Annotated in this window: 23 protein-coding genes and 1 riboswitch; of the genes, 10 read left to right on the top strand and 13 right to left on the bottom strand. The window is 64.6% G+C overall.

What is annotated here, in order from left to right:
* Positions 1-245: 245 nt before the first annotated feature.
* The 3 genes from LWF01_RS18615 to LWF01_RS18605 all read left to right on the top strand — a co-directional run bounded on the left by LWF01_RS18615 (position 246) and on the right by LWF01_RS18605 (position 2,802).
* Complete coding sequence (locus LWF01_RS18615; protein ID WP_349638866.1) at positions 246-527, top strand: GlsB/YeaQ/YmgE family stress response membrane protein; 282 nt, start codon at positions 246-248, stop codon at positions 525-527.
* Positions 528-728: 201 nt separating this feature from the next.
* Positions 729-1,832: a VIT1/CCC1 transporter family protein gene (locus LWF01_RS18610; RefSeq protein ID WP_349638865.1), complete on the top strand. Its 1,104-nt coding sequence runs from the start codon at positions 729-731 to the stop codon at positions 1,830-1,832.
* 76 nt (positions 1,833-1,908) lie between these two features.
* Positions 1,909-2,802, top strand: coding sequence for a phosphatase PAP2 family protein (locus tag LWF01_RS18605; protein WP_349638864.1), 894 nt, complete (start codon positions 1,909-1,911; stop codon positions 2,800-2,802).
* A 60-nt stretch (positions 2,803-2,862) separates the two neighbouring features.
* Here the strand turns inward: LWF01_RS18605 and LWF01_RS18600 are convergent, their stop codons facing one another.
* Positions 2,863-3,720, bottom strand: coding sequence for a DMT family transporter (locus LWF01_RS18600; protein ID WP_349638863.1), 858 nt, complete (start codon positions 3,718-3,720; stop codon positions 2,863-2,865).
* Between the two features lie 207 nt (positions 3,721-3,927).
* Between LWF01_RS18600 and LWF01_RS18595 the strand changes: the two genes are divergently transcribed.
* The 4 genes from LWF01_RS18595 (at position 3,928) to LWF01_RS18580 (ending at position 6,948) form a co-directional block, all read left to right on the top strand.
* Complete coding sequence (locus tag LWF01_RS18595; RefSeq protein ID WP_349638862.1) at positions 3,928-4,782, top strand: aminodeoxychorismate lyase; 855 nt, start codon at positions 3,928-3,930, stop codon at positions 4,780-4,782.
* Positions 4,783-4,869: 87 nt separating this feature from the next.
* A complete protein-coding gene (locus tag LWF01_RS18590) occupies positions 4,870-5,550 on the top strand; it encodes a hypothetical protein (protein ID WP_349638861.1) in 681 nt (226 codons plus the stop codon).
* Positions 5,551-5,623: 73 nt separating this feature from the next.
* Positions 5,624-6,322, top strand: a complete 699-nt coding sequence (locus LWF01_RS18585) for a YcnI family copper-binding membrane protein (RefSeq protein ID WP_349638860.1) — start codon at positions 5,624-5,626, stop codon at positions 6,320-6,322.
* Complete coding sequence (locus LWF01_RS18580) at positions 6,322-6,948, top strand: copper resistance CopC family protein (protein ID WP_349638859.1); 627 nt, start codon at positions 6,322-6,324, stop codon at positions 6,946-6,948. Before LWF01_RS18585 ends, LWF01_RS18580 begins: the two co-directional genes overlap by 1 nt.
* 51 nt (positions 6,949-6,999) lie before the next feature.
* On the opposite strand, the gene LWF01_RS18575 is transcribed toward LWF01_RS18580, so the two are convergent.
* The 3 genes from LWF01_RS18575 to LWF01_RS18565 are packed head-to-tail and all read right to left on the bottom strand — an operon-like array spanning position 7,000 to position 9,916.
* On the bottom strand, positions 7,000-7,797 hold the full coding sequence (locus tag LWF01_RS18575; RefSeq protein ID WP_349638858.1) for an energy-coupling factor transporter transmembrane component T family protein: 798 nt from the start codon (positions 7,795-7,797) through the stop codon (positions 7,000-7,002).
* A complete protein-coding gene (locus tag LWF01_RS18570; protein ID WP_349638857.1) occupies positions 7,794-9,311 on the bottom strand; it encodes an ABC transporter ATP-binding protein in 1,518 nt (505 codons plus the stop codon). Before LWF01_RS18570 ends, LWF01_RS18575 begins: the two co-directional genes overlap by 4 nt.
* Positions 9,312-9,313: 2 nt before the next feature.
* Positions 9,314-9,916 carry an ECF transporter S component gene (locus LWF01_RS18565; RefSeq protein WP_349638856.1) on the bottom strand — a complete coding sequence of 201 codons (603 nt, stop codon included), beginning with the start codon at positions 9,914-9,916 and terminating at the stop codon, positions 9,314-9,316.
* Positions 9,917-9,938: 22 nt separating this feature from the next.
* Positions 9,939-10,051, bottom strand: a riboswitch (TPP riboswitch).
* A 213-nt stretch (positions 10,052-10,264) separates the two neighbouring features.
* Between LWF01_RS18565 and LWF01_RS18560 the strand changes: the two genes are divergently transcribed.
* Positions 10,265-12,172 (top strand): vWA domain-containing protein, encoded by a 1,908-nt coding sequence (locus LWF01_RS18560; RefSeq protein ID WP_349638855.1) that lies wholly within the window; start codon positions 10,265-10,267, stop codon positions 12,170-12,172.
* Positions 12,173-12,260: 88 nt separating this feature from the next.
* On the opposite strand, the gene LWF01_RS18555 is transcribed toward LWF01_RS18560, so the two are convergent.
* Together LWF01_RS18555 and LWF01_RS18550 are read right to left on the bottom strand one after the other, a co-directional pair.
* Positions 12,261-13,676, bottom strand: coding sequence for an APC family permease (locus LWF01_RS18555; RefSeq protein WP_349638854.1), 1,416 nt, complete (start codon positions 13,674-13,676; stop codon positions 12,261-12,263).
* Positions 13,677-13,689: 13 nt separating this feature from the next.
* Entirely contained in the window at positions 13,690-14,586 is an 897-nt protein-coding gene (locus tag LWF01_RS18550; protein WP_349638853.1) for a carbon-nitrogen hydrolase family protein, read from the bottom strand.
* A 169-nt stretch (positions 14,587-14,755) separates the two neighbouring features.
* Here LWF01_RS18550 and LWF01_RS18545 point away from each other — a divergent pair, with 169 nt between their 5' ends.
* On the top strand, positions 14,756-15,397 hold the full coding sequence (locus LWF01_RS18545; protein ID WP_349638852.1) for a TetR/AcrR family transcriptional regulator: 642 nt from the start codon (positions 14,756-14,758) through the stop codon (positions 15,395-15,397).
* A gap of 119 nt (positions 15,398-15,516) precedes the next feature.
* On the opposite strand, the gene LWF01_RS18540 is transcribed toward LWF01_RS18545, so the two are convergent.
* Genes LWF01_RS18540 through LWF01_RS18525 form a run of 4 tightly spaced genes read right to left on the bottom strand, consistent with a single transcriptional unit; the run spans position 15,517 to position 19,071 of the window.
* Entirely contained in the window at positions 15,517-16,431 is a 915-nt protein-coding gene (locus LWF01_RS18540) for an ABC transporter substrate-binding protein (protein ID WP_349638851.1), read from the bottom strand.
* Between the two features lie 8 nt (positions 16,432-16,439).
* Entirely contained in the window at positions 16,440-17,234 is a 795-nt protein-coding gene (locus LWF01_RS18535) for an ABC transporter permease (RefSeq protein WP_349638850.1), read from the bottom strand.
* Complete coding sequence (locus LWF01_RS18530) at positions 17,192-17,872, bottom strand: ABC transporter permease (protein ID WP_349638849.1); 681 nt, start codon at positions 17,870-17,872, stop codon at positions 17,192-17,194. Before LWF01_RS18530 ends, LWF01_RS18535 begins: the two co-directional genes overlap by 43 nt.
* On the bottom strand, positions 17,869-19,071 hold the full coding sequence (locus LWF01_RS18525; protein ID WP_349638848.1) for an ABC transporter ATP-binding protein: 1,203 nt from the start codon (positions 19,069-19,071) through the stop codon (positions 17,869-17,871). The genes LWF01_RS18530 and LWF01_RS18525 overlap by 4 nt, the downstream gene beginning before the upstream one ends.
* Before the next feature lie 232 nt (positions 19,072-19,303).
* Between LWF01_RS18525 and LWF01_RS18520 the strand changes: the two genes are divergently transcribed.
* Positions 19,304-19,591: a DUF4235 domain-containing protein gene (locus LWF01_RS18520; RefSeq protein WP_349638847.1), complete on the top strand. Its 288-nt coding sequence runs from the start codon at positions 19,304-19,306 to the stop codon at positions 19,589-19,591.
* A gap of 25 nt (positions 19,592-19,616) precedes the next feature.
* On the opposite strand, the gene LWF01_RS18515 is transcribed toward LWF01_RS18520, so the two are convergent.
* The 3 genes from LWF01_RS18515 to LWF01_RS18505 are packed head-to-tail and all read right to left on the bottom strand — an operon-like array spanning position 19,617 to position 21,880.
* Positions 19,617-20,318, bottom strand: coding sequence for a GntR family transcriptional regulator (locus LWF01_RS18515; protein WP_349638846.1), 702 nt, complete (start codon positions 20,316-20,318; stop codon positions 19,617-19,619).
* Positions 20,311-21,069 (bottom strand): triose-phosphate isomerase family protein, encoded by a 759-nt coding sequence (locus LWF01_RS18510; RefSeq protein ID WP_349638845.1) that lies wholly within the window; start codon positions 21,067-21,069, stop codon positions 20,311-20,313. The genes LWF01_RS18515 and LWF01_RS18510 overlap by 8 nt, the downstream gene beginning before the upstream one ends.
* Positions 21,070-21,100: 31 nt before the next feature.
* On the bottom strand, positions 21,101-21,880 hold the full coding sequence (locus LWF01_RS18505; protein ID WP_349638844.1) for an SDR family NAD(P)-dependent oxidoreductase: 780 nt from the start codon (positions 21,878-21,880) through the stop codon (positions 21,101-21,103).
* Positions 21,881-21,928: the final 48 nt, after the last annotated feature.

The raw sequence follows: 21,928 nt of genomic DNA, 5'->3' as shown, positions 1-21,928 counted from the left end.
CAAACGACGCCGCGCGGCTCGCCGCACCGGCCAGACTCGGTTACCGACCCGGACATCAGAGCCGCATCAGGCGTTCAATCGAGCAGCGTCGGCCACTCGTGGCGGGCGGAGGTTGGTGGGTTCGTTACCAATAAATTACTGTCCCGTCGGCATAACTTTACTTAGGTCGGAGTAGCGTCAGAAGAGGCAGACATACGTTTGCCAAACGGATCGCGAAGTTTAAAAGAATCACTTAAGGAGTGATCATGGGCTTCTTCGGTTACATCATCCTCGGCCTCATTATCGGCGCCATTGCAAAGCTGATTCTGCCGGGCAGGCAGGGCGGCGGGTGGCTCTCCACCCTGATCCTCGGCGTTGTCGGGGCCCTTCTGGGCGGACTGCTCGGCAATCTGCTGTTCAACGTTGGACTGGAAGAGTTCTGGTCACTGCAAACCTGGCTGCTCGCCCTCGTCGGCTCCCTGATAGTCCTCGTGGTCTGGGGCTTTATCAAGAACAGGTCGGCGCCAGCCAAAACCGCTCGACGGTAGTTGACCCTTCGACAGCCGCGCTGAGGCGACGACGTCGAAAGCGACCCGGGGCCGCGCAGCTGAAAACTGCGCGGCCTTCGTCATGTCCATGGCCACCAGCTACCGGCTACCGGCACCGACACCGGCACCGACACCGACACCGACCACCGGGCGGGCAGTTAAACAGTTGCATACTTACTTAAGTATAGATACATTTGGGTAGTGAAACCTCCCAGCCCACAACCGTCCCGGCAACAGGCGCGCCCGGCCGACATCCGTCGCTGGCGGCAATACCTCGCCGATGAACGCGCCGAAGCCGCTGTCTACCGAGACCTGGCTGGACGGCGCACCGGCGAGGAGCGAAACATCCTGCTCGCCCTGGCGGAAGCCGAAGGCCGGCATGAGGCGCACTGGCGCGAACTGCTCGGCGACCAGATCGGCAAGCCCCGAAAAGGGGACATCCGGACCCGGTTACTCGGCTTCCTGGCTCGCCGCTTCGGGTCGGTCTTCGTGCTCGCACTCGCACAGCGTGCCGAGGCGCGTTCCCCGTACGATCACGACGCCGATGCCACCGAGGCGATGGCTGCCGACGAACGCATCCACGAAGAGGTGGTGCGCGCTCTGGCAACCCGAGGACGCAACCGGTTATCCGGAACGTTCCGCGCCGCAGTCTTCGGTGCGAACGATGGATTGGTCAGCAACCTCGCACTGGTACTCGGTATCAGCGCAAGCGGTGTCTCCAACCAGACGGTGCTGATCACCGGGCTGGCCGGTCTGCTCGCCGGCGCATTGTCGATGGGCGCCGGCGAATTCGTCTCGGTGCGCTCGCAGCGCGAACTACTTGAGGCATCCACGCCGAACCCGGAGACCCGCACCGCGCTACCACATCTCGATGTCGACGCGAATGAACTGACCCTGATCTACCGGGCCCGTGGAATGTCCGAACAAGACGCCGCAGTGCACGCGGCGGAGGTGCTGCGCGACAACAGCCTGGCCGGAACGCGGCCCGACACACGGCAAGGCATCTCCGCGGACGATCATGAAGCGATCGGCACCGGCATGAAGGCTGCCGTCTCAAGCTTCTGCTTCTTTGCCTCCGGTGCCGTGATACCGGTGCTCCCCTACCTGTTCGGCGCGCAGGGCTTCACCGCCGTCATCATTGCGGCGGCACTCGTCGGGATCGCTTTGCTGGTCACCGGTGCGGTTGTCGGCCTGCTCTCCGGCGCTGCTCCGCTGAAGCGGGCACTACGCCAGTTAGCCATCGGTTACGGAGCCGCCGCCGCAACCTACCTGCTCGGGCTGGCGTTCGGAACGGGCAGCATCTAGCTGCCAATCGGCGGCAGCCGGGGCCAGGCGATATCGTGGACGTTTAGTCTGCCGCCGGAAGAGGGATCCAGACCGGATGGAACAAAGGAACGACCGAGGGCCAGATCCAGTAGCGTCGGGAACTGATCTCGTCAGTTCGCCGGACGGCCCGACCTCCGGCATCGCGAGCGCCCCGGCCCCCGACACCGGTAGCGACCTGCTGCCCGACACCGGGAGCGGCCTGCCATCGGAAACCGCGAGCGGCTCAGCCAGCCAAGCGGTGAACCGCCGGGCGCATCGCCGACGGGTACCGCTGATTTTCGGTCTGTCGACTGCCATCCTGTTCACGGTCGGTGCGCTCGCCGTGTACCGGATGGTGGCCGTGGCGGACGTGGTGCTTCCGATCGACCACACGGTGCTTTATTGGGGACTGGCCGAGCGCACGCCGGGCCGGGACGCCGTCATTACTGGATTCACCAATCTCGGCGGTTCGATCGGGATGACGATTCTGGCCGGCTGCACCGCAGTCCTGATCAGCGTTCTGCAGCGCAGTTGGATCCCACTGATCACCGTGGCATGTACCGCAGCCGGGACGATCTCCATCACAATCCTCGGCAAGACCGCCTTCGCCCGGTCGCGGCCGGACTTCGAATTCGCCGTCCCACCGCTGGAACACGGTTATTCATTTCCGAGCGGGCACTCGCTGAACGCGGTAGCACTCACCGCAGTCGCGGTGTATCTGCTGGTCCGCTGGCAGCGGACGCGGCTGGCCCGCACCCTGACCATCGTCGTCGGCACTGTATTTGCCCTGGGCATGTGCCTGAGCCGGTTATTTCTGGGCCATCACTGGGCCACGGATGTGCTGGCTGGAATCTGCATCGCGCTGGCCTGGGCTGCCGTGGTGATTGCCACGCACGCCATCGTCGACCTGGAACGCCGACGACGCAGGGCGCAGGATTCGATCAGCGCCCTGCGCAGCGTCGCGGCCTAGCCGAAGGCGATCGCGACAGCGTCACGGCCTAGCCGAAGGCGATCGCGCCAGCGTCACGGCCTAGCCGAAGGCGATCAGAATCACGCCGCACAGCACCACAACGGCTCCGGCCAGCCGCTTTTGCGGATGCGGCTCCTTCAGCCAGAGCCAACCGGCGAGGCTCACCAGCACGACGCTGAACTCGCGGCCAGGCGCTACCAGCGATACAGGTGCGATCTGCATGGCGAACAGCACGAGGATGTAGGCGACCGGCGAACCGATTCCAACGATCATGGCCTGTCGCCGACTCCCGGCCCAGACCGCACGTACCTCGTCCCACTTCCCGGCGAGCAGCGGCGAAATCACCATCACCTCGACGACGGATGACAGCCAGCTCAGCACGATGGGCGAAGCGGCAAGCTCGGTGACAGCGAACGCGTCCCATAGGGTATAGCCGGCGATTATCACCCCGGTGGCGAGTCCGAAGCCGATTGCCGGCTTGTTGATTCGCTGTAGCCGAGCGCCCGCGAGCCCTATCACGGCGACACCCGCGATAACCGCCGCGGCGCCGAGCAATGCCAGCAGGCTCGGGCGCTCACCGAACAACACCACCGCGAAGATCACGGACAGCAGTGGGCCACTCCCCCGGGCCATCGGGTAGACAAGGGAGATGTCACCGGCGAGATAGCCACGCTGCAGCAGCAGAAAGTAGCCGGCGTGCAGAATTCCGCTTATGCCACCGCCCAGCAGCATCGGGCCCCAGAGGACGTCGGTAGTGGCAAGCGTAAAAACGGCGAATGGCGCCAGGACGATGACCGACACGAGGCTGCAAACCCAGACAAAAGGCGGCCCGCTTGACGCGCCTCCCTTGGCGGCGAGATTCCAGGTGGCGTGGGCAAAGGCACCGCCGAGGACAAGAAGAAGAGCGAGAGTAGACACCAGACCCTAATCTGCATACCCCCGGGGCAGGGGTAGCGAAGGATCCTCCAGGCTTTTTTCCCGTCAGATGACTGCCTGCGATCTTCGCAACAACAGTGGCGTCGCTCGGACCAGCCCGTTTCTTAGAACGCGGAACCCTAGACGCTATCGGTGCCATGCTAGCACCGCGGCCGTGCAGTATTTCGGGGCCACGGATACCCTTGAACCATGCCCAGTCCAGCACTCGTCCTGGTCGATCCCGTCACAGGCAGTTTCGAAGCAGCCGACCCCGGTGCCCCGCACCTTCGAGTCGATGACCTGGCCGCGGTCCGTGGCGACGGCATCTTCGAAACGCTTTTGCATCGCAATGGCGTCTCCCGTGCGCTCGAAGCACACCTGAGCCGGTTCGCGAATTCGGCCAGGATGCTCGACCTTCCGGCACCGGACCCGCAGCTGTGGCGTTCAGCCATCGGGGCGGTCATCGACAACCATGGCGACGCAGACGAGATCGCCGTCCGGTTCACCCTCAGCCGCGGCCCGGACGGCGCGAACTCGCCGACCGGTTGGGCACTCGCCTCGACCCCGTCTGCGGCCGTGCTGGCCGAACGCAGCAACGGCATTGATGTGCTCGCCCTCGACCGAGGTTTCGCCAGCGGCACAGCCGAACGGGCCCCCTGGCTACTGCTCGGCGCCAAGACACTCTCCTACGCGGTGAACATGGCCGCGCTGCGCTATGCGCGCCAGCACGACAAGCACGACGTTGTCTTCACCACCTCCGACGGCGTGGTGCTGGAGGGCCCGACATCGACCGTCGTCATTGCCCGCGGGCGTGAACTCCTCACCCCGGAACCGAGCAGTGGGATTCTGTTCGGCACGATGCAGCGAGAACTGTTCCGCGCCGCGTCCGACGCCGGCTGGACCTGCGGCTACAAGGATCTGTCGGTCCAGGATATTGTGACTGCGGATGGCGCCTGGCTGTGCTCGTCGGTGCGGCTGCTGGCCGCGATCAATTCGCTCGATGGAAGGGCGCTCCCGGCCGACCCGAAGCTGCAGGCCGAGATCAAGGCCCTGTTGCTTCAGTGACTGTTTCAATCACACCGCTTGCGCCAACGACACAGCTCGAACCAACGTCGCAGCTGCTGCGCTAACGAGACGAATCCGCTACCACTGATGAAACCACCTCGAACGAGTCTGCTGCGCTTCCTCCGCGCCGCGGCCCTGGCGCTGGTCATCATCGTGTTGGCAACTTCTGCCCACGCGGTGGCCGGCGGCCAGTTGCCCCCGGCATGGCTGGCAATTTCGCTCGGCGTGCTGACCTTGTGGGCGACGATCCTGGTCACCCGGTGGCGCCTCGGTTTCATCCCGCTGGCCGGACTGCTCGCAGCTGGCCAGTTCGCGCTGCACCACGGGTTGATGATGGCACCGGTGCACTGCGCCGGCCCGCTTGGCGCCGCTGGTCAGGGCGCTGGTCACGATGCAGGTCATCACGCCGCAGGCCACGCCCTGGCCGGTCTCAGTACAGCCGGTGGTGCGCCGGCAAGCGCCGTCGAGCTGATTTCCAGCTGCGGTGACGCCACCTCGTCCGGTCACACGGCGGACCTTTCCCTTTCGATGTTCTTGATGCACGGGGCCGCGACGCTTCTCGCCGCCCTCGCGCTGGGATCCGGCGAGCGCACGCTCTGGCGGCTGTGGTTGTGGCTGATCACCGATCTTCCGGCGCTGGACGGCGCTACCCAGCCGACGCCGATCACCCCCGCCGCCCGCTTCCCGGAACCTGAATTCCGCGTTATCGACGTGGTGCACCTCCTGACATCTCCGCATCGCGGTCCGCCGCCTGGGCTGGCTGCCTAAACCGATTCACCGAACCGAGCCGTCGTGAACGGCCGAGTTCGGCATGCCAGATTTCTCTTATGTCAGGAAACCCATGAATACAATTCGACGCATTTCCACTGCCGCTGCCGTGGCTGCCCTCGTAGTTCTACCGGCCGCTGCTGCCTCCGCCCACGTCCGGGTGATACCCGATTCCACCGCCGCCGACAGCTACTCGGAACTCGCGTTCCGGGTACCCAATGAATCGGACACCGCAGGCACCGTGCGGGTCAAGGTCACGCTGCCGACCGCGACCCCACTGACCAGTGTCTCGACCAAGCCGGTGCCAGGCTGGACCGCCAAGGTGACCGAAGGCGAGCTGCCCAAGCCGATCGAGGTGGATGGCGCCACGATCACCAAGGCACCGCTTTCGGTGACCTGGACCGCGGACAAGGGGACTCAGATAGCTCCCGGGCAGTATCAGACATTCCCGATCTCCGCCGGGCCGCTGCCCAAGGAGGGCTTGACGCTTACTCTGCCGGCCGAACAGACCTACTCCGATGGTGAGGTGGTCAGCTGGTCCGAGCGGACAAAGAAGGATGGCTCGGAACCCGAACTCCCGGCTCCTGCTTTCCAGGTCACTGCGGCCGAGTCCGAAGGGCATCACGACCCGGCGGATAAGGCGGCCGGCTCTGCAGATACCGCAACCGAACCTGACGATGTCATGGCCCGCTGGCTGGGCAGCCTCGGCCTGGCGGTTGGAATCATCGCCGTCGCAATCGCGCTGCTCGGGCGTCGTGGCAAGGCAGCCTGATGCGCGTCACAGCCGGGCATGCCCGGCGTGGCCGGCCTGCAAACGTCCGGTATGCCGCAGTCGTACTGGTCGCCCTGCTCGCGCTGAGTTTCAGCCTGATTGGCGGGGCGGCAAGTGCACACAATGTACTGGAGTCGACAAACCCGGAGGATCGGTCCACGGTTACCACGGTTCCGGACCGGATCAAGCTGTCCTTCGACCAGGCGGCCGTATCGATGGGAACGACGATTGATGTCGAGGGACCAGCTGGACGGCTCCCGGTATCGAAGCCGGAGCTAGTCGACGGTGAAGTCTCGGTGCGACTGGGCGGTGAGCTCCCCGCGGGCGATTACTCCGTCACCTGGCGGGTGACTTCTGCGGACGGCCATCCAATCTCTGGTTCCTTCGGGTTCGTTGCGGAACAGGCCGCCAGCTACCTACCGCTCGACGGAGCTGCCGAGCCGAGCAGTTCTGCCGGCACCTCTCAGTCGGCAGACGCTGAGTCTGCTGACGCGCAGAACGAGGGGACGCCGTCCGCCGATGCCGATAACGAGACTGGCTCAGCCAGCCTGGCGATAACGGTCGCGGCGATAGTAGCCGTCGTCATCGCGATCGGAATCATCGCGATCAGCCGGCGCAAGCGCTAGCTGGTGACCATCAGGATGCGCGGTGGCAGCCAGTCGCCGCGCATCCTGGCCTTAACTCCCGATGAAGTTCCAGCTGCCGAGCAACACGGCGGCCGCAATGCTGATCCCGGCCAGCAGGATCGCGCCGAGAATCAGCCAGAAATCACGTGAGGTGAACCGGGATTCCCGCGCCCAGGTTCGCCGATCGCCGCCGAAACCGCGGCCCTCCATCGCTACGGACAGCCGGGTGGCCCGGCGAATTGCCTGCACCAGCAGCCCAAAGGCCTGGCCGAGGAAGCCCTTCAGCCGGGCGAAAATGTTCCGGCCGGATTCGATGCCCCGAGCCCTCCGGGCGAGCCCGAGTGACTGCCACTCCTCAACCAGGAGACCCATCAGCCGGAATCCGGCTAGCGCCCCCAGCACGAAACGAGCGGGAAGCTTCAGCCGCTGCGCAAGTCCATCCGCCAGGTCCGTCGGATCGGTTGTGGCCATCAGGATTATCCCGGGCAATGCGATCGCCAGCGCGCGCAGAGTGATCGCGACACCGGCGAGCAGTGAACCTTCGGAGAAGGAGATCGGCCCCAGCTGAAACAGCATCGCACCGGAATCCTCCGCCAGCAGTGCCGTGCCATAACCCGCAACCACGGCGGCGATCGGGATTGGCCAGAGTCGCCGAGCCAGCGGGCCAAGCGCCAGACCGCTGATCGGCAGCAGGGCGAGTTCCAGGATCAGCGCAACGCCAGCGGACACGATGTCCACACTGAGCACGATCGCAATCGTGATTATGAAGGCAGCGATCAGTTTCGACACCGGATTCGCCGCGGAGATCGGAGTCCGGCGCAACTGCGGAGCGAGCAGGCCGGCGCTCATCGGTGCGCCGCCGCTGATTCGCTGAACGCGGCGCCCAGCCGCAGCCGCTCATCGGCCAGCGCATCGAGAAATGGTTCGTCGTGCGTTACCGCAACGACCGACGTTCCGGCATTCAGCTGTTCGGCCATCAGCTCGACGAGCTGAGCCCAGGTATTGGCATCCTGTCCGAAGGTCGGCTCATCGAGAATGAGAACCTGTGGCCTGGTCGCAAGCATGGTCGCTACGGAGAGGCGCCGCTTCTCGCCACCGGACAGCGTGAACGGATTGGCTTCGGCCAGTCGGCTCAGCCGCAGCCGGTCGAGCAGGCCGTCGACCCGCGCGCGCACCTCGACCTCGGGCAGTTCGATCCGTCGTGGGCCATAGGCCAACTCGTCGAAAACCCGGGAGGTAAGGAACTGGTGCTCAGGTTCCTGAAACACAGTGCCACAACGGGTGACGAGCTGTTTCGACGTCCATCGGATCGGGTTCTCCGCGACACCGCGAGCAAGGGCGGCACTGGCACGCAGTGATCCGGACCGGGCCGGAATCAGCCCGGCAAGCGTCAACGCCAGAGTCGACTTCCCGGATCCGTTCACCCCGACGATGCCGAGCGCCCGTGCCTGACTGATGGTCACGTCAATCCCACTGGCGGCCGGCATTCCGCGCTTGCTGCGGGAGACCGACAGCCCGCTGGCCTCAAGCAGAACGGCCTCGGCAGCACGTCCGGTAGCCGAAGTGGGACGGGAGCGCTGCCGCGCCCGGGCCTGCGGGATACCCGGCGCCACACCGGGCAGCCAGACGCCTGCGCCACTGAGTTCCTGCCGGAGCGCCGGTTCGTGCAGCACGTCCGGGCTGCCGTCAGCAATCAGGCCGCCGCCTGCGCCGAGAACCGCAACCCGGTCTACTGCCGCGGCCCACACCGCGACCCGGTGCTCGACAACGATCAGAGTCGCGCCGGTTGCATCCGCGACCCGGATGACGGCATCCCGGACCTCGGTGACGCCAGCCGGGTCGAGGTTGGCGGTCGGTTCGTCGAGGACGATAAGCCCGGGCCTCATCGCAATAACGCCAGCCAGCGCAAGGCGCTGCTTCTGCCCACCCGAAAGCAGGGCCGTCGGGTGGTCACGCCGCACGTCGAGACCGACGGCGTGGCGAGCGGCATCCACCCGGGGCCAGATCTGGTCCGGCGGGACGCACAGGTTCTCCAGGCCGAAGGCGATATCGTCCCCGACTCGTGCCAGGATTACCTGGCTTTCCGGGTCCTGCAGCACCAGGCCGCTGCCTCCCCGGTTGTGCTGCGGCGGCTTGCCGTCCACCAGCAGGGAGCCCTCGGCATAACCGGTGTCATCCGGCAGCACGCCGGCAAGGGCGTGCAGAAGGGTTGACTTTCCCGCACCGGACGAACCAAGCAGCAGCACGCGTTCACCGGGCGCGACCGAAAGATCCAGGTTGCGCACGGCAAATGCCTTACGGCCGGCATGCCGCCAGCCCCAGTCACGGGCCTCGATGGCAGCCGGGCGAACTTGCGCAGGCATGGTCAGATTTCCTTCGCGCTGCGCCCCGATGCGAAGGCCGAGAGCGCACCGGTCTTCGCCAGCGCCCGGGCAGCGAACCAGGACAGCAGCCCGGCGATGACCACTCCGGAAACCATCGCGGCGACTACGTAGCTCAACTGCCAGACGAACGCCCACTGGTTGTTGTACAGGATGTTCTCTGACACCCCGAGGAACAGTCCGGTGACCAGACCGGCGACCACGGCCACCAGCAGGTTGAACTTCCGGTACCGGAACAGCGCGAATCCCAGCTCGGCGCCCACGCCCTGAACAAAGCCGGAAATCAGCACCGTCATGCCGAAGTGCGTGCCAAGAACGCCCTCCACCGCCGCCGCGATCAGCTCGCAGAACAAGGCGGCGCCCGGCTTGCGGATTATCAGTCCACCGAGCACGCCGGCGATCAGCCAGCCGCCTGCGTACAGGCCGGCGATCGGCGGGAAGGCTGCGGTTGCCACTCCGATAACCGGGTAGAGGGCCGACCAGCCCCAGAACACCACGCCGACGGCGACGCCGAGAACGGCGGCCACGACAATGTCGACAACTCGCCAGGAGTGGCGTGGTTTTGCAACTGCTACAGAATCAGACATCAAAGCCTCCTGTGTTCAGGAGGGGTTCGAGAACTCGACTCCCTTCGCCGGTCCTAACCGGTGCAGGTTCGAGGGTCTGCGGCTTTAATTGGCCCGCACTCTCAGCACCCTTGTGGTGCTCCCCTGTCGTAGTTCCAAGCCTATCAGGGGCATGAACCTTCGGCGGCACAAGCACGTCGCCGATGTAAGCAACGTGGCGAATCTGTCATGGCTCCGCCCGCACGTTTCTGGGTTGTTCCAGTCCTGACACGATCACCCCGGCGCACCACCCTGGACTCTACGATGGCAACTGCGAGCGGCAGGTTGGTTTCCGCCCGCGCAATCTCCGCCCCGCCGAAAGAGGTACCCGTGCCCACCCCAGCATTCCGTCGATCCGTCAGACCAACAGCACGCCGTCGGCAAGCCACCGCCCTATTGCTGACGCTGCTCGCCGGAGCGGTCTTCTCCGCCATTGGCCTGGCCACTCCTTCGAGCGCGGCCACGACCTCGGTGCCCACCATGGTTGTCCTTGACGCTTCGGGGTCGATGAAGGCTGCCGATTCGAGCGGTACCCGGATGGACGCGGCTAAGGACGCGACGAAGTCATTGATCGATTCCGTGCCGGCGGATGCGCGGCTCGGACTGAGCGCCTACGGCACGTCGACGTCGAGCGCCGACTCCGCTAAGGCTGCGGGCTGCAAGGACGTGAAGACACTTGCCAAGGTGGGACCTGTCGACAAGGCAAGGCTCAAGAAGACGGTCGAGGGCATCAAGGCGTCGGGCTACACGCCAGTCGGGGCGGCACTCAAGGCGGCCGCCGCGGAACTGCCCACCAGCGGCGCCCGGTCCATCGTGTTGGTTTCCGACGGGATTGACACCTGCGCGCCGCCGGACGCCTGCGATGTCGCGAAGGACCTGAAAGAGAAGGGCTTCGACCTGAACGTTCACGTGGTGGGCTTCAAAGTGAAAGGCGGCGCGCGCAAACAGCTGAACTGTATCGCCGAGGCGACCGGCGGCAGCTATGCCGACGCCGGCGACACCAGGACGCTGACCGAAAAGCTGCAGACCCAGACGAAGCGCGGCATCGAAGGCTACAAGCCGACCGGAACCCCCGTCGAGGGAACTGAAGATCCGGCAGAAGCGCCGCTGATCGAACCGGGTCAGTACACCGATGTGCTCCGCGAGGCACCGGAGGGAGACCGGCAAGGTTCGGAACTGCACTACAAGATTCGACTCGACGGTTCCGAGCGGATCAACGTTGCGGCCACCTCGCTGCTACCGACGGCGAAGTCCGGCAGCAACGATTACTTCGGAGCCAAAATCGAACTGATGGACTCCGAAGGGGCCAGTTGCACGACGCGCAATAACAACGACCTTCAGGTCGGCACCGGGGCCGAAGCGCTGCCAACGACGATCAATTATTCTGCCGTCGATCCGGCAGACGAAAAGTACTGCAACCGGGAATCTGGCGAGTTCACCATCCTGGTTGCCCGACTCGGCGATTTGAAGGATGTCCAGGTACCGATCGAACTCATCGTCGGCACTGAGCCGATTCCGGCCAAGGCCGACGGAAAGCCTGCGGCCAGCTCACCCGAAAAGTTCGTCGCGCCGGCCGCTCGTTCTGGTGCCGCGCCGAGGGACGTCAAGGGTGGCGACAGCTTCAATACCGCCCCGGTGCTGACGCCCGGAACGTTCACGGACCGGATAGCCGTCGGCGAGCGCAGGTTCTACTCAGTTCCGGTCACTTACGGTCAGCGGTTGTCTGTGTCCGCCACTCCCGGAGGCGAGACGAAGGGCAGCCCGACGGCGAAGGTCGATATCGCCAACCCGCTGCGACAGAAATTGAGACTCTCCGAGGACAGCAGTTACGTAGCCAGCCTCAACAGCGGCGACTACTCCGTTGTCTCGGCCAGCACCATCGTTCCGGTGCGCTACCGGAACACCGAATCGCCGGACGAGGACATCCAGCAGTACTACCTGGACGGCAACTACTACTTCGTCGTCCAGATCGAGGACGAGGACGGCGACCCGAACAAGGGCGTCGAGGTGCCCTACACGCTCAACATCGACACTCCCGGCGAGATCGAAACGGGTGCGACGTATGAGAAGACGGAGGCGACGCCCGGCGATGACGGCAGGAAGGTGGACCCGCTGGCCGCGGTCACTACAGCCCTGACATCCCCATGGGTCTGGGGACCAGCGCTCGGCGTACTGGTGCTGGCGATCGGTGCCGCAATCCTGATTCCGCTGCTGCTTCGCCGGCGCAGGCGAGGCTGACGGCTGCCGAGTTGCTGGTTGAGTTACTGGCTGCTGCTGGCTGCGGGCAGGAGCTGTGCCGCGGGCTGCGCTCTCCGCAGGCCGGCCGCTAAACCCGGTCCGGAATCCCGTCATCCTCCTGCTTGAGCACACCGAGCGGCGCGTGCTCCGGCTCTGAACCGTCTGCGGATGACGATCTGCCGCCCTCAGTTGCTTTGGGCACAGGACGCCTGAATCCGCGGGTCACCAAGGCCAGGTAGCCGATGCCGAGGGCAAGCCACACGGCGCCGATGGCCTGCGCGCTCGCATGCAGTTGCGTCAGCAGGACGATATCGACGATGGCGCCGAGAACGGCGGGGATCGACGCGAGCACACGCAGCGGCAGCGAGACGGGCTTCCTGGTTTTCCAGAGCAGGGTGACGTACGAGATATTGACAGCTGTGAATGCGAGGAAGGCTCCGAAGTTGATCAGCGAGGTGGCCTGCGCAATGTCGAGGGTAGTCGCCAGCAAACCGATCGCGCCGATCAGAACGACGTTGATCCACGGGACCCGGAATCGGTGACTGAGCCGCCCGAATAGCCTGCCGGGCAGCACACCGTCACGGCCCATGACGTACAGAAGCCGGCTCGATGTTGCCTGGATCGCCAGTCCTGAGGCGAAGCCACCGACAATGCCGACCAGGTTGAGCACGTCGGCAAACATCTGGCCACCCGTGGTGATCGAGATGGTGTAACCGGCGGTGTCGGCGATCTCGAACGTGCCTCCGGGGTGCGCGAGCTGCATGAGTCCCGAGACGACAACGAAGATCACGCCACCGATCAGCAGGGTTAGCAGGATGCCGCGCGGGATCGTCTTCCTCGGGTTCTTCGTCTCCTCGCTGAGGGTGCTGATCGCGTCGAAGCCAAGGAATGAATACGCGGCTATCGCCGCTGCCGAGGTGACGGCAACGATTGAGGTGCCGGGATTCCAGATGGCCGGTGCGAGCTCGGGTGCTGGCCGCCCGACGAGGTAACCGACGATCACGAGGGCTGACACCACGATCCCACCGAGAGCTAGTACCGTCAGTGCTTTGTTGACCCGGTCCGCCAGCACGATGCCGAGCACGTTGATGCCAGTCGTGAGGCCAATGTTCAGAAGCAGCCATCCCCAGATCGGCACACCCGGGAATTGAGCATTGAGGTACACCGACTGAATCAGCCAGGCGACCATCGGGAGAAACAGGTAGTCGAGCAGAATGACCCAGCCAACCAGGAACCCGGCACCACGACCGAGCAGGGTGCCGGCATAGGAGTACGCTGATCCCGCGCTGGGGAGACGCCGCGCGAGCGCCGCGTAGGAGAGTCCGGTAAGCAGCATCGCCCCAGTGGCGACAAGGTAGGCGGTCGGCGCCACGCCATGGCTCGCCTCCGAGACGACGCCGAAGGTGGACTGCACGATTCCGGGCGCCATATAGGCAAGGCCGAAGAAGACCACTCCGGCGAGCCCGAGCCGGGTGGCGAGTGTTACGGGTTTGTTCGACGTCATTGTCGGTTTCCTCTCAGGGGCGCAAGTCGCGCGTGGAGCTGGGTTTGCCGGGAGGTTCAGGTTCCGCTGGTTTCCACCGGGCGGGATCGATAGCGCCGTCGTAGAGCGGCAGGCGGATGGGCTGGTCATCGGGTCGCATCTGTGACCACGGCCGAGTCACAGATGCGGTTCCATACCGGCGAGTTGTCCGGACGGCATTGAAATCCACAACATCCGTCAGTACCTCGGCGTCCGCGGCCGCCGAGGCCACCCGCACCCGGCCTTCCGGATCGACTAAAAGCGACCGCCCACTCGCGGTCGGAGCGGCTCCATTGACGGAGGCAACCCAGCACTGGTTGACGATCGCATTGGCACGAGTCAGGACCAATTCCTGTTCACGATCGCTGGTCGCCGTCTGCACCAGGCAGAGCACGAGCTCCGCGCCCATCCAGGCGAGATGGCGGGTCAGCTCGGGAAACCATGAGTCGTAGCAGATTGACAGCCCGACTCTCCCGGCACCTGGAATGTCGAAGACCACGAATTCCGATCCCGGGGTCGTGGTTTCAGCGGGGCGCCACGGGAAGATCTTCCGATACGCCGCGACGCGTTCACCGGCAGGCGAATATACCAGGGCCGTGTTGAAAACCTGGCCCTCGCCATCGTCTTCATAGACGCTTCCCGGAACAAGCCAGATGCCCAGTTCGGCGGCGAGAGAACCCAACGCCTGGTCGCGCGCTCCGCCCAAACATTCCGCGGCGGATTCTGGTAGCTGACCCTCATCGGGCGTGGTGAGGTGGAGCTCCGGGAACACCCAGAGCTCGGTCTCAGGATGCCGCTGCACAAGCTTTCGCAGCGACGCGGCGAATGTCTCGAAGTCGCCGGCAGGTAGAGCGGCATGCTGTACGAGAGCAATCGGGAGGGTATGGTCCACGGGGTTCCCTTCGGTTAATTCATTAAAGTTTCATTAATGAATACCGAGCTGTCAAGTGGGAACCGGGGCTGGGTTCAAGCTGAGCTGCCGTCGGCTGTACACGGAGCCGGGCAGCAGCACTAGCGGATGCTCGACGCGGCGCGCCAATTCGCTGTGCGAGCATGGATGCATGGCACGTCCCCGCGACCAGGATCGCCGCCGCAGAGAGATTGTCGATGCCGCGGCGCGCACACTCGTCGAACGCGGATACGCCGCGACCCGGTTGCGCGACATTGCGGACGCGGCCGGCGTGACATCAGCCTCCGTGCTCTACTACTACCCTGAGCTCGCCGAACTGTATGGCCGAACATACGCCGTGGCCGCGGACGAGTACGTCGCTCGCCGTCGAGAGCGGATGGAGACCGAGACCGGTGGACGGGCCCAACTCTTTGCGTGCATCGAGTCAGGAGTTCCGACCATCGACTCGTCATCCGGCCGGGCCACCCTGCTGCTGATCGAGCTTGAACCGCTGGCCTGTCGTCATCCCGAGATCGCAGCCTCGCATTTCAGCTTCGTCGAAGCTCAGCAGGAACTGTATCGGCTGGCGCTCCGCACAGGGATCGATGAGGGGTCTTTCTCCCTGACTCTCGACCTCGAACGTACTGCGCGGCTAATCCTGGCGGCCGAGGACGGCCTGGCGCTGAACGTGCTGACCGGTCAGGTTTCGCGCGAGGAGAGCATCCGGTCGCTATCCGAACTGGCTGCCGCACTTGTCGGTGATCCCGACATGGGGCATCGGCAATTGCAGGGCTGGGCCGAGTCTCCGCGGTAGCTGGTCCGTGGGCCGATCACCCCTTCGCCCGGCAGCGGGGCCCGTGACCCGCCGGCCACTACCCAATCGCAGCAGTCTCTCCGCCACCGGATGGCGGCGGAGAGACGGCCGGCCGCCTACTAGGAGAGACCCTCCTGCTTGAGCCAGTCGGCAGCAACGTCGGCCGGCTCTTCCTTCTCTGAGACCCGCTGGACGAGCTTCAGCAGGTCGTCTGTTGTCATCGCTGCGGAGACCTTGTTCAGCGCTTCGGTCACCGAATCGCTGGCCTTCTCCTCATTGATGAACGGCACGACATTGCCGGGCAGGAACAGGTTCTTGTCGTCTTCGAGCACAACGAAACCGTTCTTGGCCACCGCAGGGTCGGTGGTGAACAGGTTGGCGGCCTGCACCTGGCCGTTCATCAGTGACTTCACCGTCACCGGGCCGGCGACGTCAAGCGGCTTGAACTCCTTGAACTTCAGCCCATAGGTCTTTTCCAGGCCCGGCACGCCGGTGGGTCGTTTGGTCCACTCCGGCGGGCCACCCAGCACCAAGTCCTTTGCCACCGGCTTCAGGTCGCTGATCGTGGCCAGAGAGTACTTATCGGCGGTTTCCTTGGTTACAGTCACCGAATCCTGGTCAGACGCCTCGCTGGCCTCGAGGACGGTGAGCCCTTCCGGCATCGCCGATTCAAGCGCTTTCTCAACTTCGGCGGGATCGGTTGTGGTGGCTTCCTTGTCCAGGTACTGCAGCAGGTTCCCGGTGTATTCCGGAATCAGGTCGATGGAACCGTCTTCAAGGCCGGGGATGTACGTCTCGCGAGAGCCGATGTTGAGCTTGGTCGAGACATCGACTCCAGCCGACTTCAGTGCTCCGGCGTAGATTTCCGCCAGCAGGGCGTTCTCCGGGAAAGCCGCTGAGCCGACAACAATCGTCTCACCGCTGCCCCCACTGCCGGCATCACCGGTTTCTCCGCTCATCGGGTCCCCGCCGCCACAGGCCGAAAGGGTCAGTGCGCCGATGGCGATAACAGCCAGACCGTTCAGTTTTCGCATGGTGTTCCTTACTCGTGGTTGCCACTCGTGCTTGCCGCCGTCGATGGCGTATCGGACCTAACTGCTACCGGACCTTCGGATTTTCGGTTTCGCCTCCCGCGCGCCGACAACCCCGGAGAAACGATCATAAACTGCAGGACTGACAGTACGACTTCAACGAGGATGGCCAGAACGGCGACCAGCACCGCGCCGGACAGAACCTGCGGGTAGTCCCGCTGCGCTATCCCATCGATCAGATACCGGCCCAATCCGCCGAGGGAGACATATGCCGCTACAGTCGCGGTCGCGATAATCTGCAGCGCGGAACTCCTGACGCCCGCCATGATCAGCGGCATCGCATTCGGAACCTCGACCTGCCAAAGCACCTGTGCCCCGGACATTCCCATCCCGTAGCCCGCCTGTTTCACCTCGGCATCCACGGCTCGTACACCGGCATACGTATTGGTGAGAATGGGCGGAACGGCGAGCACCACCAACACCAGGATGCTGGGCACGCTGAAGGCGAGATTGCCGGGAAAGACCGAGGCCAGCAGCAGATACGCGAGGATCAGCAGGCCGAGCGTAGGCAGCGCGCGCAGGCTGTTGGCCACGCCTGCGATGGCGACACCACCCTTACCGGTATGACCCACGTAGAGCCCGAGCGGGATGGCGATCGCGATGGCGATCAGCAGCGTCACGCCGAAATATGCCAGGTGCTCCAGCAGCCGTATCGGAACACCGCCAGATCCCTGCCAGTTGGCCGGGTCGCCAAGCCAGTCGATCATGCGATCCTCCCGGCGAGCCTTGGCTGGCTGGACTGCCACGGGGTCAGCAGCCGGCCCGCCAGCAGAATCAGGCCGTCGAAGATCGCGGCCAGCACCAGGCAACCGACGATCCCGACGATGATCGGGGTATAGAACGCGAGCTGAAAGCCTTCGGTCAGCAGCTGTCCGAGCTGCGGCACGCCGAGCAGGGCCGCCACCGAGACGATGCTGACATTGGAGACCGCGGCTACCCGCAGGCCGGCAATGATCACCGGAACCGCGATCGGCAGATCCACGGAGAAGAATCGCTGCAGCGGCTTATAGCCCATCGAGTCCGCGGACTGCCGAACCTCCTCGGGCACCGAGCCTAGGCCGTCCGCCACCACCCGGACCAGCAGGGCGAATGTATAGATCGACAGAGCCACCACGACATTGATCGGGTCCAGAATCTGGGTTCCGAGCACACCCGGGAGGATCACGAACACAGCCAGCGAGGGCAAGGTGAAGAGCAGCCCGGTGACGGTGATAGTGGGTGTGTAGGCGGCCCGGTACTTGCTGGCCAGAGCGCCCACCGGTATCGACAGCAACAGCCCCACGAGCAGCGGAACCGCGGCAAGCCAGGCGTGCTGGCCGAACAACCCAAGGTTCTCAGCGGCATTCTGGCCAAGCCAGCGCAGCGGAATGTCCAGCCCGCTCATAGCGGTTCAGCCGTTCCGACGGCGGCCGCACTCTCGGCGCCTCCGGGGCTTTCGGCTCCGGCGTTGACAGTACTTGTGTGGCTGCCGACCACGTCCGGCACGTTTCCGAGGCCGGCCACGACTTCGCTGGCGATTACCGTGCCCGCGAACGTGCCGTCGTCGTGCACCACCACGCCGCGGCCGGATGGCGACGACAGCGCGGCATCGAGCGTCGAGCGAATCGAACCGTCGGTAGAGACGAGGGTTCCGCCAAGGTTCAGCGACTCAGCGGCTATCCGGTCGTCGCCGCCCTTCGTGGCCGATGACTCGGCCGTGGCGAGATCTACCCAACCCAGCGGCTTTCCGGCGTCGGTGACGAGCACCCAGTTGTCCAGTGCCGCCGAGCGGACCTCGGCAAGCGGCTGTCCCACCGCGAAGGTGGGTTCCTGATGCAGCGGCAATTCGCCGGCGGCCTGGAACCCGAGGGCGCGATAGCCCCTGTCCTTGCCGACGAAGTCCGCCACGAAGTCGTTGACTGGGCGACTGAGCAGTTCGGCCGGTGTCGCCATCTGGGCGAGGTGCCCGCCTGCCTCAAAGACAGCGATCTGGTCTCCGAGTTTGATCGCCTCGTCGATATCGTGCGTCACGATCACAATCGTCTTGCCGAGTTCGTCCTGCAGGCGGAGGAACTCATCCTGCAGTTGCTCTCGAACCACCGGATCAACCGCGGAGAACGGTTCGTCCATCAACATCACCGGTGGGTCTGCCGCAAGGGCACGGGCGACGCCCACCCGCTGCTGCTGACCGCCGGAAAGCTGGGCCGGATACCTGCCAGCCAGCTCGGGCGGAAGTCCGACCCGCTCAAGCAACTCGCGGCCGCGTGCCTCACTCTTCTTCTTCGGCCAGCCAAGCAAACGAGGCACCGAGGCCACGTTTCCAAGAACCGTGCGGTGCGGAAACAAGCCCGCATGCTGGATGACGTAGCCGATCCCTCGCCGCAGGGTGGCGGCATCGAGGTCCGCCGTGTCCTGGTCATCGAGCAGTATCCGCCCGCTACTCGGCGTGATCATCCGATTGATCATCCGCATCGTCGTCGTCTTGCCGCAGCCCGACGGTCCGACAAGCACGGTGATCTTGCCCGTAGGCGCCTCGAAGCTGAGGTCGCTCACGGCCACCGTTCCATCCGGATACTGCTTGGACACCGACTCGAATCGAATCATTCTTCGCACGTCCCTGATCTGTCGTTATGCGGCCTTCGCCTCTTAGCTACCGTTTCACGCTATTGCCCCAAGCTAAAGTAGTTGAACCGTCATTACGTAATTCTTTTCGTTGCCAGGCGCGCGGTGGATGGCTGAGGTCTGAGCTTTCCCCGGTGCGGCGGCGGTCTGCCCGGACACGTTAGGCTCATGGTCGAAGGAACCAACGCGAAAGTGGTGTATTTCAGTGAGCGGAATGTTCTACAAAGTATTTGGGTCGGTCGGCGCAGTGCTCGCAGGTATCGTCGCAAAACGGCTCGTCACCGTGATCTGGGAAAAGAGCCTCGGCAAGGCGGCCCCTTCCGACGTGCGAAATCCGGACATCGGCACCCGGGAGGCCGTGGGATGGGCGATCGCTTCAGGTGTTTCGATTGCCGTCGCGCAGCTGCTGGTTCAGCGCGGAGCGGCCAATGTGCTGCGCAAGCGCCACGGTGACGCCAAACTGCCGAAAGCGCTGCGCAAGGTGCTCGACGAAGCCAACTGACTAGGCACGCCTACCCGGATGGCGGCTATTTCTCGATCTCGGCCAGTTCGGCGATCGCGCGGGCCAGCACATTTTCCAGGTGCACGGTCATCGCCTTTTTGGCCTGTTCAGGGTCGTCCGCAATCAGCGCGTCATGGATCGCCTGATGTTCCGCAACCGCCTGCTCGGCGTCGATGACGCCCTGGCCGGCGAACAGCCGGAATCTCTGCACTTGGCCGCCAAGCGCCTCGTAGGCGGCGCGGAGGAAATCGTTTCCGGACTGACGCGCGATAGTGGCGTGGAACGCCTCATCAGCCCGCAGAAAGTCCTGGAAGCTTTCGAAACTCGGGCCACGGCCAGCCTTGTGCTGGTCCTTCATCGACCGTTCGAGCTCACGGGCAAACTCAGGTGTTTTCCGCGCGCATGCCTTGTGGGCGAGTACCGGCTCAAGCACCAGCCGGGCTTCGATCAGATCCTGCATCTCGTCCGAATTGAGCAGGGGCGCTACCCGGTATCCCTTCAGGGCGGTACGACGGACCAGGCCCGGTGCCTCGAGCCGGGCAAGGGCTTCGCGCACCGGCGTAGGTGAAACGCCGAGTAGCCGGGCCATTCCGTCGATGCTCAGGGTCTCTCCCGGCTGGAGCTGCCGGTCCATCAGCATGGCAAGGATCGCGTCGTGCACGCTGTCCGACAGGCTGCGCCGGGCCAGCGGCAGCCGCGCGGATCGTGCGGTGACTTCTTTAGACACTGAGTTCTCCTACTTCGTCCAGGATCTTCCGCACCGCTTCTGGGTCGTGGGCAAATCGACCCAGGAATAGTCCGTCTACTGTAGTGCCAAGCGCAGTGATCAGCCCAACGCCCGCGCTGCCACCGTATATCACCCGCCCGACGAACTCGGTTCGTGATTCCAGGTAGCCGCGAATCTTCTGACAGACGTCCGCGATGTAAGCCGGCTCTGCCGGCGCCGGCGCGCCAATAGCCCACTGCGGCTCGTAGGCAACCAGCAGTGGGGCCGGTCCGCGGTTGGAGAAGTCGGCATCCGACAGGGCATCCTCGATATCTCGGATGCACAAGGCAGCAGCGCTGTCGGGATCGGTCCGCTCCAGCTCACCGATGCACAGCACGGGGGTCAGGCCGGCCCGGAAGGCGGCGGCGGTCTTGGCCCGCACCACCTGATCCGTTTCGCCGAACAGGGCCCGACGCTCTGCGTGCCCCACTTCGACGTAGCGACAACCAACCTCTGCCAGGAAGGGCCCGCTGACTTCGCCTGTGTACGCGCCGGCGTCGGCCTCCGCCAGGTTCTGCGCACCGAAGGAGATCGCCGAGTCCGCACAGATCGATGCAGTGCTTTCCAGCGCGGGAAAACTGGGCAGGATGAACACTTCGGCCACCCCGGCCTTTACGGCGGGGTGTTCCGAGGCGATCTTTTCGATCGCGGTTGCCCAGTCAAGTGTCTGCTGGTAGCCAAAGTACATCTTCAGGCTGACACCGATGATCACTTGCCGACTCCTTTTCCCGCTCCTGCCGGCCTCAGCGGAACCAGAGACCGCCGTTGACGTCGTAGACCTGACCGGTGATGAACGAAGCTTCCTCCGTGACCAGGTAGTTCACCATCGAGGCAATGTCTGCCTGGGTTCCGACCCGGCCGACGAGCAGACCGGCCGCCAGTTCCTCCTTGCGCTCATCACTCAGAGTTCCGCCCATGATGTCTGTGTCGATCGGTCCCGGTGCGACGCAGTTCACCGTTACGCCCATCGGGCTCAGCTCGCGTGCTGTGGCCCTGGTCAGGCCCTCGACGCCGGCCTTGGCGGTTGAATAGGCGGTCTTCGAGAACGTTCCACCACCCATCGGCGCCGAGCAGGACGAGATGTTGACGATCCGGCCGACGTTGTTCGCCACCATGGATCGTGCCGCCCGCTGGGTCACGAAGTGCGGCCCCCGCAAGTTCACGTTCAGCACCAGGTCCCACTCCTCCGGCTTGATGTCCAGGTAGCTGGTGGGGTTCGAGATGCCCGCGATGTTCGCGACCGCGACGAGCTGCGGAAGATTGGCCTCGACCTCGTCGATGCCCGCGTTCACCTGCTCGACATCGGCGACGTTCATGCCAACGCCGTACGTCCTGACTCCGAACTTGCCGGCGATCGCTTCGGCGACCGACTTCGAGGCGATGGGATCGAGGTCGGCCACTGCCACGGCCCACCCTTCGCTGGCCAGCCGCTCGGCGGTGACGCGGCCGATGCCGCGCTCGGATGCCGCGCCGGTGACGAGCGCTGTCTTCTCGGCGGGGAATGGTGCTGCGGTCGTGGTCATCTTCAATCAGATCCTTTAATTCTCTTCGTTATGTCTTCCGGTGCCGCC

The organism is Saxibacter everestensis, from assembly GCF_025787225.1.
Classification (GTDB): Bacteria; Actinomycetota; Actinomycetes; order Actinomycetales; family Brevibacteriaceae; genus Saxibacter; species Saxibacter everestensis.
The sequence above is the reverse complement of the archived record's forward strand: the minus strand, read 5'-3'. Positions and strand labels throughout refer to the sequence as shown.